The organism is Paraburkholderia sp. BCC1885, from assembly GCF_900996235.1.
In the GTDB taxonomy this organism is placed as follows: Bacteria; Pseudomonadota; Gammaproteobacteria; order Burkholderiales; family Burkholderiaceae; genus Paraburkholderia.
In genome coordinates this window covers 44168-56222 of sequence record NZ_CAAJGM010000166.1, presented here as the reverse complement: position 1 = coordinate 56222, position 12055 = coordinate 44168, and the positions used below count along the sequence as shown (strand labels likewise).

The 12055-nt window shown below is 61.9% G+C and carries 12 protein-coding genes; 6 read left to right on the top strand and 6 right to left on the bottom strand.

The window, feature by feature from the left end; all coding sequences use genetic code 11:
• Nucleotides 1-3: 3 nt before the first annotated feature.
• The 6 genes from FQ755_RS15895 to FQ755_RS15870 form a co-directional block, all read right to left on the bottom strand.
• Complete coding sequence (locus FQ755_RS15895) at nucleotides 4-1038, bottom strand: glycosyltransferase family 4 protein (protein WP_144155807.1); 1035 nt, start codon at nucleotides 1036-1038, stop codon at nucleotides 4-6.
• Nucleotides 1039-1100: 62 nt separating this feature from the next.
• Nucleotides 1101-2045 (bottom strand): UDP-2,3-diacylglucosamine diphosphatase, encoded by a 945-nt coding sequence (locus FQ755_RS15890; protein ID WP_144155806.1) that lies wholly within the window; start codon nucleotides 2043-2045, stop codon nucleotides 1101-1103.
• 163 nt (nucleotides 2046-2208) lie between these two features.
• Nucleotides 2209-2727, bottom strand: a complete 519-nt coding sequence (locus FQ755_RS15885; protein ID WP_144155805.1) for an RDD family protein — start codon at nucleotides 2725-2727, stop codon at nucleotides 2209-2211.
• 64 nt (nucleotides 2728-2791) lie between these two features.
• Nucleotides 2792-3544 carry a DUF3106 domain-containing protein gene (locus FQ755_RS15880; RefSeq protein ID WP_144155804.1) on the bottom strand — a complete coding sequence of 251 codons (753 nt, stop codon included), beginning with the start codon at nucleotides 3542-3544 and terminating at the stop codon, nucleotides 2792-2794.
• A 16-nt stretch (nucleotides 3545-3560) separates the two neighbouring features.
• Nucleotides 3561-3995 (bottom strand): DUF3619 family protein, encoded by a 435-nt coding sequence (locus FQ755_RS15875; protein WP_144155803.1) that lies wholly within the window; start codon nucleotides 3993-3995, stop codon nucleotides 3561-3563.
• Nucleotides 3992-4555: an RNA polymerase sigma factor gene (locus tag FQ755_RS15870; RefSeq protein WP_144155856.1), complete on the bottom strand. Its 564-nt coding sequence runs from the start codon at nucleotides 4553-4555 to the stop codon at nucleotides 3992-3994. Before FQ755_RS15870 ends, FQ755_RS15875 begins: the two co-directional genes overlap by 4 nt.
• 349 nt (nucleotides 4556-4904) lie before the next feature.
• Here FQ755_RS15870 and FQ755_RS15865 point away from each other — a divergent pair, with 349 nt between their 5' ends.
• The 6 genes from FQ755_RS15865 (at nucleotide 4905) to FQ755_RS15840 (ending at nucleotide 11998) form a co-directional block, all read left to right on the top strand.
• Nucleotides 4905-6668 (top strand): acetolactate synthase 3 catalytic subunit, encoded by a 1764-nt coding sequence (locus tag FQ755_RS15865; RefSeq protein ID WP_144155802.1) that lies wholly within the window; start codon nucleotides 4905-4907, stop codon nucleotides 6666-6668.
• Between the two features lie 122 nt (nucleotides 6669-6790).
• The gene (gene ilvN, locus FQ755_RS15860) at nucleotides 6791-7282 is read left to right on the top strand and encodes an acetolactate synthase small subunit (protein ID WP_144155801.1); all 492 of its coding nucleotides are present in this window, start codon (nucleotides 6791-6793) and stop codon (nucleotides 7280-7282) included.
• A gap of 104 nt (nucleotides 7283-7386) precedes the next feature.
• Nucleotides 7387-8403, top strand: a complete 1017-nt coding sequence (gene ilvC / locus FQ755_RS15855) for a ketol-acid reductoisomerase (protein WP_144155800.1) — start codon at nucleotides 7387-7389, stop codon at nucleotides 8401-8403.
• A gap of 136 nt (nucleotides 8404-8539) precedes the next feature.
• A complete protein-coding gene (locus tag FQ755_RS15850) occupies nucleotides 8540-9184 on the top strand; it encodes a phosphatidylserine decarboxylase (RefSeq protein WP_144155799.1) in 645 nt (214 codons plus the stop codon).
• A 24-nt stretch (nucleotides 9185-9208) separates the two neighbouring features.
• Nucleotides 9209-10078 carry a CDP-diacylglycerol--serine O-phosphatidyltransferase gene (gene pssA / locus FQ755_RS15845; RefSeq protein ID WP_144155798.1) on the top strand — a complete coding sequence of 290 codons (870 nt, stop codon included), beginning with the start codon at nucleotides 9209-9211 and terminating at the stop codon, nucleotides 10076-10078.
• A 366-nt stretch (nucleotides 10079-10444) separates the two neighbouring features.
• On the top strand, nucleotides 10445-11998 hold the full coding sequence (locus FQ755_RS15840; protein WP_144155797.1) for a 2-isopropylmalate synthase: 1554 nt from the start codon (nucleotides 10445-10447) through the stop codon (nucleotides 11996-11998).
• The last annotated feature ends 57 nt before the right edge of the window (nucleotides 11999-12055 follow it).

Sequence of the window (12055 nt, the reverse complement as noted above, 5' to 3'; positions counted from 1 at the left end):
GCATCACGCGGCCGCGCTCTCCTCGCTGAACGAGGAAGGACGCGGCAGCGGCTTCAGGTGAGCGGCGAACTGTTCGGACGCCGCCGTCCACGAGAAGCGCTCAGCCCAGGCGCGAGCATGATTGCGGTCGATTTTCAGCGCTTCCAGGCAGGCTTCGCGCAGGTCTTCGTTCATGGCGCCGGCGCCGCCGTCGCCCAGCACGTCGATCGGGCCGGTGACCGGATAGGCCGCCACTGGCGTGCCGCAGGCGAGCGCCTCGAGCAGCACGAGGCCGAAGGTATCGGTGCGGCTCGGGAACACGAACACGTCAGCGGCGGCATACACCTTGGCCAGCTCGGCCTGGGTCAGCACGCCCAGATAGTTCACGCTCGGGTAGCGCGATTTCAGTTCGGCAAGCGCCGGGCCTTCGCCGGCCACCCACTTCGAACCGGGTAGATCGAGCTTGAGAAACGCTTCGACGTTCTTTTCCACCGCCACGCGTCCGACGTAGAGGAAGATGGGCCGTGCCGTGTTGAGTACCTTGGAATCCATCTGGTGGAAGATATCAAGGTCGACGCCACGCGTCCACAGCACCACATTCGTGAAGCCGAATTTTTCCAGGTCGGTCTTGACGACCGGCGTCGGCGCCATCACCGCCAGCGAGGCTTTGTGGAACCAGTGCAGGAATTTGTACGTGGCGGCGAGCGGAATGCCGAAGCGCGCCTGCACGTATTCCGGAAAGCGCGTGTGATAGGCGGTCGTGAACGGCAGCTTGTGTTTGATGGCGTAAGCGCGCGCGGCCATGCCGAGCGGGCCTTCGGTGGCAATGTGCAGCGCGTCCGGCGCGAACCCGTCGATGCGCTCGTGCAGCTTGCGCTTCGGGAACAGCGAGAGGCGGATTTCCGGATAGGTCGGGCAGGGAATCGTCTTGAATTCGAGCGGCGTCAACAGGTCGACACGGTGGCCAAGCGCGGTGAGCTCGCGGGTCGTGTTCTTCAGCGTGCGGACCACGCCGTTGACCTGCGGCTCCCATGCATCGGTGACGATCATGATCTTCATCGGTTTTGGCCCAATAGAAGTTAAAAGGATGACGCGGGGACTGCTTACATGGCCAACCAGCCTCAGGCGGTGGCGCGGGCCTTTTGCGCGCTGACTTCAGGCGAGCGCATCACGGTCCAGTAGATCACCTTGAGTTCACCTTCGAAGGTCTCGACCAGCGCCGACAGGCTTTCCACCCAGTCGCCGTCGTTGCAATACAGCACGCCGTCGATGTCACGAATTTCCGCCTTGTGGATGTGGCCGCACACCACGCCGTCGCAACCGCGGCGGCGCGCTTCGTCGGTCATCACACGTTCGAACGAGGAGATGAAATTCACCGCGTTCTTCACCTGATGCTTGAGGTACTGCGACAGCGACCAGTACTGGAAACCAAGACGGCTGCGGATCCGGTTGAACCAGCGGTTCAGCACGAGGATCAGCGTGTAGAGCGTGTCGCCGAGGTAAGCCAGCCACTTGGCGTGCTGGATCACGCCGTCGAACAGATCGCCATGCACGATCCACAGGCGCTTGCCGGCGAGCGTCGTGTGGAACGCCTCGCCGCGCACGTGGATGTCGCCGAACGCGAGGTCGCAGAACTGGCGCGCGGCTTCGTCGTGATTGCCGGGGATGTAGACGACCTGGGTGCCTTTGCGGGCTTTACGCAGGATTTTCTGCACCACGTCGTTGTGCGCTTGCGGCCAGTACCAGCCCTTTTTCAACTGCCAGCCGTCGATGATGTCGCCGACCAGGTACAGGTACTCCGAGTCGTTGTGGCGCAGAAAGTCGAGCAGGTACGTCGCCTGACAGCCGCTCGACCCCAGATGGATGTCGGACAGCCAGATCGTGCGATAGCGGTGCGGCTCCTCATGGTCGTCGTCGTGACGGCCGGGTTGCGATTCCGGGGAGAGCGGCGGCAGGGGCAGCGGCAGGCCGGCGCCGAAGGAGGCAGAGTCCGGCCGGAAAGCGACGGGGTCGACGCTCGGGCCAGTCTGGCGGAACAAGGAAGTCGCGGACGTTTTGGGGTCCATGGCTCACGCGTCGAGTTGCAGTGAGCGTATTGCGCCATCCGCGTGTGTCTGTGCCGTGACAGTCACGAGAAGTTCTTATTACGGGGTCCGCTTAAGCCGGTTTGCGGTCTGGGGAATTCGCCCTTGCGGGCGCGTCCCGCGAGTTTGACCTGATTCAGCCGGCTCAACCCGCCACGGCGACGACCCGCGTGCCGGCCAGCCGGTCATGCAGAAACTGGCGGTTGGCGTCGAAGCGGCTGGTGGCGGCCCACAGCACGATCCAGACGGCGGCGAGCACGAGCGTGTGCGGCACCGAAATGCCGAAAAGCGGGTGCAGCGCGAGCGGCGGGAGAAACCAGAGCCACGCGAGCACATAGCGCGCGATGGCCCGCGTGGTAGACAAGGGCGAGCCGTCTGCGCTGACGACCCGCAGCCGCCAGGTTTTCATGGGTAGGGTTTGCCCGCTGTGGGTCCAAAACCACACAAAGTACAGGCCGACCACGAAACCGATCCATGCGGCCAGCAGATTGTGATGGGTGAGACCGTTGCGCTGCTGCGTCAAGGTGCTGAACAGGTAGCCGGCGAGGAAGACCACTCCGAACAGGATCACGCCTTCGTAGAGCATCGTCGCCAGACGGCGGCGAATCGAAGGCGTAAGGGCGGGCGTTGCGTCAACTGAGGAGATGGCGAGCGGATCGGGCATGTTGGGCGCAGTAGGCTCGTTTAGATATGCACGTTCGTAGACGACGGCGATCCGGACGCCGGGTTCAGGAACCGCCGTTATAGATCGACGGTGTTTCGCGCGGCGAGAGCAGGGCCGGCGGGGTAGACGGAGCGCTCGCCGGTGTAGGCGCGACGGGCGCTACCGGCATGACGGCGGCGCTGCTCGCGGCGCTTGCCGTGGCGACAGTCCCGCTGGCTGCATGTTCGCGTCCGTTGACGAGCCGTTCGATGTCCTTTAGCTCGATTTTGCCGGAGGGCGGCGCGCTGACGACCGTCGGCCGATGCTTGCGCTCGCTGGCGGCAAGCCGCTCTTTCTGATCTTCGGGCAGTTGCTGATACGCCTTCCACGCTTTCTGGCGGGCTTCGCGCGGCAACCCCTTCGAAACCTGATAGTTTTCGCGTGCAACGCGCCGTTGATCCGGCGTCAGGCGAACCCACTCGGCCATGCGGTCGTGTAGGCCTTTTTGCTGTTCAGGCGTTAACTTCGAGTAACGTGATGCGATCTTGATCCATTTGCGCTTTCGTTCGTCGCTGAAGGTATCCCAGACGGCGGCGAACGGCGCGAGCGCGACGTGCTCCGCGTCGGTGAGATGCGACCAGGAAAGCGGGCTGGTATCGGGCAGCCCCGGCAGTTCGACGCTGAGCGCCGGCGCGGCCGTCTTCACAGGCGTGCCGCCGGCGGGCGCCGTAACCGAGGACGAGGGGCTCGGGTAGAAGCGTGGATACGTCGCGGCAAACGACACGAGGGCCGCGATGGCGCATCCGGAGACAACGGCGAGGCCGCGCTTGTAACTCACCCGAGGAGCCTCCCGCTCAATGCGCGCGCGACAGATACGCGTTGAAGCCGTGATCGAGATATGCGTTGAGCGGCAGATCGTCGCTCAGCATGGCGGCGTCAATATCGGCGAGTTCAGCGGTGCGTTGCTGGTCTTCCCAGTAGGCGATCGCCACCAGGCTCACGACCAGCGCGGCCAGCGGCCAGGCGAGCGCGAAACGGCGCAGCGGCGAGCGGCGGCGTTGCGGTGCTTCAAGCTGCGGCATGCCGGACAGCGCGCCGGCGGCGCCGGCAAAGGCCGGCACGAAGACGGGCGCGCTCACCGGCTCGGGTTTCTTGCGGGCGAGCGCGGCACGGCGCGCCACCGCGAGCCGGTCGACAGCGGCGGGAGAAATATTGGCGGCGTTTTCGTCGAGCGCGCGGCGCACTTGCCGCGCGAACTCGAGTTCTTTTGTATCGAGAGAGGAGCTCATAGCGTGATTCCTTTGGCCTTGAGCGCTTGCGCCAGCGTATGAGTGGCCCGCGAACAGTGCGTTTTCACACTGCCTTCGGAGCAGCCCATCGCGGCGGCAGTCTCGGCGACATCCATATCTTCCCAATAACGCATGAGAAACGCCTCCCGTTGACGTGCCGGTAATTTTTGGATCTCGTCGTCAATCAACTGTAAGACTTGCTCGCGCTCAAGCCTCTGTTCGCTACTTTCGGCCCCTACCGAGCCTTCCTGCGCTTCGAATGTCTCCAAAGGGTCGAATTCGTCGTCCTCGGAGCTGCCGAGCGAGGAGAACAGGCTGACCCAGGTATTGCGTACTTTCTGCCGACGAAAATAGTCGTGCATCGCATTCTGCAGAATACGCTGAAACAGCAGCGGCAGTTCGGCTGCTGGACGGTCGCCATATTTTTCGGCGAGCTTGATCATCGCGTCCTGCACGATGTCGAGCGAGGCGTCGTCGTCCCGCACGGCGTAGACCGTCTGCTTGAACGCGCGCCTTTCGACGCCCGCCAGAAAATCGGCGAGTTCCTTGTCTGATGCCATCCGTTGGGGGTCGGCGCAGCGAGCGTGCGCGTAATCGATCGAAATTGTCGTAAAACTGGCGGATGCTAACAAACTTTCGCCCTGCTGGGGAAAAACACGAAGCCGCATCGATACTTATGACAACTTTTACGGCCAATATCTGCGGGCATGCCGTAATCCAGGAAATATTTTCTTGACCGTCAGGCTGTCAGCAGATATCTTCAACGGTTCGCAACATATGTGACTGTCTCATTTGAGGTGTGGCCCAAGAGGCTCACCTGTCAAACTGGACGCGCCGCTTGAACCCGAGCCACAAGCCCGGCAGAGAGCACCCGATCAATTTTTTGCCGAAAATTCGAAAGGTGAATGTATGAATATGCCCAGCGCGGAATTCTCCACGTCGGATACGACTCCCCATCTCGAAAGCGAATCTATCGGCGCCACCGTGCTCATGAAGGCACTGGCTGACGAAGACGTTGAATTCGTTTGGGGCTATCCCGGCGGCTCGGTACTTTACATCTACGACGAGCTGTACAAGCAGGACAAATTCCAGCACATCCTCGTGCGCCACGAACAAGCCGCAGTCCATGCCGCCGACGCCTATGCGCGTTCCACCGGCAAGGTCGGCGTCTGTCTCGTGACCTCCGGCCCCGGCGTCACCAATGCGGTGACCGGCATCGCCACCGCCTACATGGATTCGATTCCGCTGGTGGTGATCAGCGGCCAGGTGCCGACGGCCGCCATCGGCCAGGATGCGTTCCAGGAGTGCGATACGGTCGGCATCACGCGTCCCTGCGTGAAGCACAACTTCCTCGTGAAGGACGTGCGCGACCTCGCCGCCACCGTCAAGAAAGCCTTCTTCATTGCCCGTACTGGCCGGCCCGGTCCGGTGCTGATCGACATTCCGAAAGACGTGTCGAAGACGCCCTGCCGGTACGAACCGTTGAAGAGCGTCTCGCTGCGCTCGTACAACCCGGTGACGAAGGGCCACTCCGGCCAGATCCGCAAGGCTGTGTCCCTGCTGCTCTCGGCGAAGCGTCCGTACATCTACACCGGCGGCGGCATCATCCTCGCGGATGCGGCGCGCGAGCTGAACCAGTTCGCCGACCTGCTCGGCTATCCCGTCACGAATACGCTGATGGGCCTGGGCGGCTATCGCGCGAGCGACAAGAAATTCCTCGGCATGCTCGGCATGCACGGTACGTATGAAGCCAACATGGCCATGCAGCACTGCGACGTGCTGATCGCCATCGGTGCGCGCTTCGACGACCGTGTGATCGGCGACCCGGTGCATTTCGCGTCGGTGCCGCGCAAGATCATCCATATCGACATTGATCCGTCTTCTATCTCCAAGCGCGTCAAGGTCGACATTCCGATCGTGGGCGACGTCAAGGAAGTGCTGAAGGAGCTGATCGAGCAGTTGCAGACGGCCGAGCACGGCCCGGACACCGCGGCGCTTGCGTCCTGGTGGAAGGACATCGAAGCCTGGCGCGCCAAAGACTGCCTGAAGTTCGATCGCAAGAGCGACATCATCAAGCCGCAGTACGTGGTGGAAAAGGCGTATGAGCTCACCGACGGCAATGCCTTCGTGTGTTCGGACGTCGGGCAGCACCAGATGTGGGCGGCGCAGTTCTATCGCTTCAACAAGCCGCGCCGCTGGATCAATTCCGGCGGTCTCGGCACGATGGGCTTCGGCCTGCCGGCGGCGATGGGCGTGAAGATGGCGCATCCGGACGACGACGTGCTCTGCATCACGGGCGAAGGCTCGATCCAGATGTGCATCCAGGAACTCTCGACCTGCAAGCAGTACGAGACGCCGATCAAGATCATTTCGCTGAACAACCGCTATCTGGGCATGGTGCGCCAGTGGCAGCAGATCGAATACAGCAAGCGCTATTCGCATTCGTACATGGATGCGCTGCCGGATTTCGTCAAGCTCGCCGAGGCTTACGGCCATGTGGGCATGCGAATTGAGAAGACGGCGGACGTCGAGCCGGCGCTCAAGGAAGCGCTGCGCCTGAAGGACCGCACGGTGTTTCTCGACTTTCAGACCGATCCGACCGAAAACGTCTGGCCGATGGTTCAGGCCGGCAAGGGCATCACCGAGATGCTGCTCGGGGCGGAAGATCTATAACGACGGTTTGCATTTGCACGAATGCAGCGCCGGCCCGGTCACGCACGCTTTCAAAAAAGGCGTCGGCGGACCGCGCGGCGCAAACCGGCTCGCATACATCACACATCTGGAAGAAGCGAAACATGAGACACATTATTTCCGTCCTGCTGGAAAACGAACCGGGCGCGTTATCGCGCGTCGTGGGTCTCTTCTCCGCACGCGGGTACAACATTGAAACCTTGACGGTGGCGCCGACCGAAGACCATTCGCTGTCGCGCATGACCATCGTTTCCATTGGCTCGGACGACGTGATCGAACAGATCACGAAGCATTTGAACCGCCTGATAGAGGTGGTGAAAGTGGTCGACCTTACCGAGGGCGCCCATATCGAGCGCGAGCTGATGTTGATCAAGGTGAGGGCGGTCGGCAAGGAGCGTGAGGAAATGAAACGGATGTCGGATATCTTCCGCGGCCGCATCATCGACGTCACCGAAAAAACCTATACGATTGAACTGACGGGCGCGAGCGAGAAGCTCGATGCCTTCATCGAAGGGCTCGACGCCACCGCGATTCTCGAAACGGTCCGCACGGGCAGTTCGGGGATCGGGCGCGGCGAACGCATTCTGAAGGTTTGACGCCATCGATCGAGGCCGGGCAGTGCCTGCACCCACCCGGCCATGCAGCATCCACGTATTAATTGAATTTCACCGATTTCACTGAATTTTGCCAAGGAACAGACATGAAAGTTTTCTACGACAAGGACGCCGACCTCTCCCTCATCAAGGGCAAGCAAGTCACCATCATCGGTTATGGCTCGCAAGGCCATGCTCACGCGCTGAACCTGAAGGAAAGCGGCGTGAACGTGACGGTCGGTCTGCGCAAGGGCGGCGCATCGTGGAGCAAGGCAGAGAACGCCGGCCTCGCGGTCAAGGAAGTGGCGGAAGCCGTGAAGGGCGCAGACGTCGTCATGATGCTGCTGCCGGACGAGCAGATCGCCGAAGTCTATGCCAAGGAAGTGCACGCCAACGCCAAGGAAGGCGCGGCGCTCGCCTTCGCGCACGGCTTTAACGTGCACTACGGCCAGGTGATTCCGCGTGCCGATCTGGACGTCATCATGATCGCGCCGAAGGCGCCGGGCCATACGGTTCGCGGCACGTACTCGCAAGGTGGCGGCGTGCCGCACCTGATCGCCGTGGCGCAAGACAAGTCGGGCGCCGCACGTGACATCGCGTTGTCATACGCGGCCGCGAACGGCGGCGGCCGTGCCGGCATCATCGAAACCAACTTCCGCGAAGAAACCGAAACCGACCTGTTCGGCGAGCAGGCCGTGCTGTGCGGCGGTACCGTCGACCTGATCAAGGCCGGCTTCGAAACGCTGGTGGAAGCGGGCTACGCGCCGGAAATGGCGTACTTCGAATGCCTGCACGAACTGAAGCTGATCGTCGACCTGATCTATGAAGGCGGCATCGCCAACATGAACTACTCGATCTCGAACAATGCCGAGTACGGCGAGTACGTGACGGGTCCGAAGATCGTGACGGCCGAAACGAAGAAGGCGATGAAGCAGGTTCTGACCGACATCCAGACCGGCGAATACGCGAAGAGCTTCATCATCGAAAACAAGGCCGGCGCGCCGACGCTGCAGTCGCGCCGTCGCCTGACGGCTGAGCACCAGATCGAAACGGTCGGTGCGAAGCTGCGCGCGATGATGCCGTGGATCGCCAAGAACAAGCTGGTCGACCAGTCGAAGAACTAAGCCAGTCTGCGCTTCATGCCGGGCGCGGCACATCGTCGCGTGCGCCTGATATGTCAAAAAGCCGCCCAAGGGTGCTGAACCCTGGGCGGCTTTTGCTATCCTACGGTTTTACAAAAATACAGAAGCTCATCCATCCATGAATTACCCTCATCCGATCATCGCGCGCGAAGGCTGGCCTTTCATTGCCATCGCGGCCGTCGTTGCGTTGTTGATCCAGGCCTTCGCGGGATTTGGCTTTGCCTGGCTGTTCTGGCTATTGTTGATTTTCGTCGTGCAGTTCTTCCGCGATCCGGCTCGCCCCATTCCTACCCAGGCCAATGCCGTGCTGTGCCCGGCTGACGGACGCATCGTCGCTGTCGAAACCACGCACGATCCTTACGCCAACCGTGAAGCGCTGAAAATCAGCGTGTTCATGAATGTGTTCAATGTCCATTCGCAGCGCTCGCCGGTGGATGGCGCGATTTCGAAAGTCGAATATTTCCCGGGCGCGTACCTCAATGCCGCCGTGGACAAGGCTTCCACCGAAAACGAACGCAACGCGCTGGTGATCGAAACCGCCAGCGGCCATACCGTGACCTCGGTGCAGATCGCCGGCCTGATTGCGCGGCGCATTCTTTGCTATGTGCGCTCGGGCGAGCCGCTCACGCGCGGCCAGCGTTATGGCTTCATTCGCTTCGGTTCGCGGGTCGATGTGTATCTGCCGGTGGGCAGCCGTCCGCGCGTGTCGATTGGCGAGAAGGTTTCGGCGTCGTCGACGATTCTGGCTGAACTCGAACTATAAAGCGGCATAAGGGAGGTTGTTCCGATGGCCGCATTCAAGCGTCGTCCCCGTAACACCGCTGCGGCGCAGCCGCGGCCGTTTCGCCGCAACAAGCCAATCGTGCAGGAAGCCGGGCCGATCGACAGCCGCCGCGCTGCGCGCCAGCAGTTTCTGAGAAAGCGCGGCATTTATCTGCTGCCCAACGCGTTTACCACCGCGGCGCTGTTCTGCGGCTTCTTTGCCGTGGTGCAAGCCATGAACGTGCGCTTCGAGGTCGCTGCGATCGCGATTTTCGTCGCCATGGTGCTCGACGGCATGGACGGCCGGGTCGCGCGGATGACGCATACGCAAAGCGCGTTCGGCGAGCAGTTCGACAGCCTCTCGGACATGGTGTCGTTCGGCGTCGCGCCGGCGCTCGTCATGTACGAATGGGTGCTGAAGGACCTCGGGCGCTGGGGCTGGCTCGCGGCGTTTGTCTATTGCTCGGGCGCGGCGCTGCGGCTCGCGCGCTTCAATACCAACATCGGCGTGGTCGACAAGCGCTTCTTCCAGGGGATGCCGAGCCCGGCCGCGGCTGCATTGATCGCCGGTTTCGTGTGGCTTGCCACGGATAACCGCGTGCCCGTCAAGCTGGTCTGGCTGCCGTGGGTGGCGTTCGTGCTGACCATCTACGCGGGCGTGACGATGGTATCGAACGCGCCGTTTTACAGCGGCAAGGCGCTCGACGTGCGGCATCGGGTGCCGTTCGGCGTGATCCTGCTGGTGGTGATGGCGTTCGTGCTGGTGTCGTCCGATCCGCCCTTGATGCTGTTCGGGCTATTCGTCCTGTACGGCTTGTCGGGTTACGCGTTTTGGGGCTATCAGCTCGTGCGGGGCAGGGCCAATCCGGCCCGCTCGATCCAGCGCGAGCGCTGAGCGGCGTCGCCTCACTGCTATGGCATGAAGTAACACGGCAGCCTGCGGGCTGCCGTTTTTCGTTGCACGGCGGCCGCCGTCGCGCTATCCGGATTGCCGTGCGGCGGCCCATCGCGCCCTGTACCGGCCCAATTGCAGGATTTTCGGAATGCCGCTATAGTCATCGAATGGTTACTCTTCAGTTCCCCTTCCAGCCTCTTCAAGCCAGCGCGCTCCTATGCGTGCTAGCGCTAGCGCGCCTAACGCGCTGACCGTTTTCGCCCTCCGTCTGCCTCGTTCGTTGTTTGGCGTCGCCTGCGGTGGCGCAAACACCCGAATTCCGTTTTTCGATCCCGCATTTGACCGAATCCTCCGAGGAGACCCGAGATGGCAGACAAACTGATCATTTTCGACACGACGTTGCGCGATGGCGAGCAATCGCCCGGTGCGTCGATGACGAAGGAAGAAAAAATCCGCATCGCCAAACAGCTGGAGCGGATGAAGGTGGACATCATCGAGGCCGGCTTTGCGGCCAGCTCGAACGGCGACTTCGATTCGATCCACACGATTGCAGGGTTGATCAAGGACAGCACGGTCTGCTCGCTCGCCCGCGCCAACGACAAAGACATCCAGCGCGCCGCCGACGCATTGAAGCCCGCCGATCATTTCCGCATCCACACCTTCATCGCCACCTCGCCGCTGCACATGGAAAAGAAGCTGCGCATGACGCCGGACCAGGTGTTCGAGCAGGCGAAGCTGGCGGTGCGTTTTGCGCGCAAATTTACCGATGACGTGGAGTTCTCGCCGGAAGACGGCAGCCGCTCGGACATGGATTTCCTGTGCCGTGTGCTGGAGGCGGTGATCGCCGAAGGCGCGACCACCATCAATATCGCGGATACGGTCGGCTACGGCGTGCCGGAACTGTACGGTCAACTCGTCAGGACGCTGCGCGAGCGGATTCCGAATTCGGACAAGGCGGTGTTTTCCGTGCATTGCCACAATGACCTCGGCATGGCGGTGGCGAACTCGCTCGCCGGCGTGCAGATTGGCGGCGCGCGCCAGGTGGAGTGCACCATCAACGGTCTCGGCGAGCGCGCGGGCAATACCTCGCTCGAAGAAATCGTCATGGCCGTGAAGACCCGTAAGGACTACTTTGGTCTCGATCTCGGCATCGACACAACGCAGATCGTGCCGGCCTCTAAGCTGGTCTCGCAGATCACCGGCTTCGTGGTGCAGCCGAACAAGGCCGTGGTCGGCGCGAATGCTTTTGCGCACGCGTCCGGTATCCATCAGGACGGCGTGCTGAAGGCGCGCGACACCTACGAAATCATGCGTGCCGAAGATGTGGGCTGGAGTGCAAACAAGATCGTGCTCGGCAAGCTCTCGGGGCGCAATGCGTTCAAGCAGCGGCTGCAGGAACTCGGGGTGTCGCTCGAAAGCGAAGCGGAATTGAATACGGCTTTCGCGCGCTTCAAGGAACTGGCCGATCGCAAAGCAGAAATTTTCGACGAAGACATCATCGCGATCGTCACCGAAGAATCGGCGGAGGCGCAGCAGAAGGAGTATTACCAGTTCCTGTCGCTTGCGCAGCATTCGGAAACCGGCGAGCAACCGCATGCGCGCGTCGTGTTTACGGTCGAAGGTAAAGAAGTGACCGGCGAAGCGCGCGGCAACGGCCCGGTGGATGCCACGCTAAACGCGATCGAAACGGAAGTCGGCAGCGGCTCCGAACTGCTGCTGTATTCGGTCAACGCGATCACCACCGGCACCCAGGCGCAAGGCGAAGTGACCGTGCGGTTATCGAAGAGCGGGCGCATCGTGAATGGCGTCGGCACCGATCCGGATATCGTCGCGGCCTCCGCGAAAGCCTATATATCGGCGCTCAACAAACTGTATTCGAACGTGGAGAAGGTCAACCCGCAACGTTCGGAAGTCGTCTGAGGCCAGCGGCGTAACCCGCGCCGCGCGCCACGAAAAAGGCCCTCGTCACACAATGAC

Coding starts and splice junctions, on each gene's coding strand:
- FQ755_RS15895 (WP_144155807.1), bottom strand. CDS start 1,038: ATGAAGATCATGATCGTCACCGATGCATGGGAGCCGCAGGTCAACGGC.
- FQ755_RS15890 (WP_144155806.1), bottom strand. CDS start 2,045: ATGGACCCCAAAACGTCCGCGACTTCCTTGTTCCGCCAGACTGGCCCG.
- FQ755_RS15885 (WP_144155805.1), bottom strand. CDS start 2,727: ATGCCCGATCCGCTCGCCATCTCCTCAGTTGACGCAACGCCCGCCCTT.
- FQ755_RS15875 (WP_144155803.1), bottom strand. CDS start 3,995: ATGAGCTCCTCTCTCGATACAAAAGAACTCGAGTTCGCGCGGCAAGTG.
- FQ755_RS15870 (WP_144155856.1), bottom strand. CDS start 4,555: ATGGCATCAGACAAGGAACTCGCCGATTTTCTGGCGGGCGTCGAAAGG.
- FQ755_RS15865 (WP_144155802.1), top strand. CDS start 4,905: ATGAATATGCCCAGCGCGGAATTCTCCACGTCGGATACGACTCCCCAT.
- ilvN (WP_144155801.1), top strand. CDS start 6,791: ATGAGACACATTATTTCCGTCCTGCTGGAAAACGAACCGGGCGCGTTA.
- ilvC (WP_144155800.1), top strand. CDS start 7,387: ATGAAAGTTTTCTACGACAAGGACGCCGACCTCTCCCTCATCAAGGGC.
- FQ755_RS15850 (WP_144155799.1), top strand. CDS start 8,540: ATGAATTACCCTCATCCGATCATCGCGCGCGAAGGCTGGCCTTTCATT.
- pssA (WP_144155798.1), top strand. CDS start 9,209: ATGGCCGCATTCAAGCGTCGTCCCCGTAACACCGCTGCGGCGCAGCCG.
- FQ755_RS15840 (WP_144155797.1), top strand. CDS start 10,445: ATGGCAGACAAACTGATCATTTTCGACACGACGTTGCGCGATGGCGAG.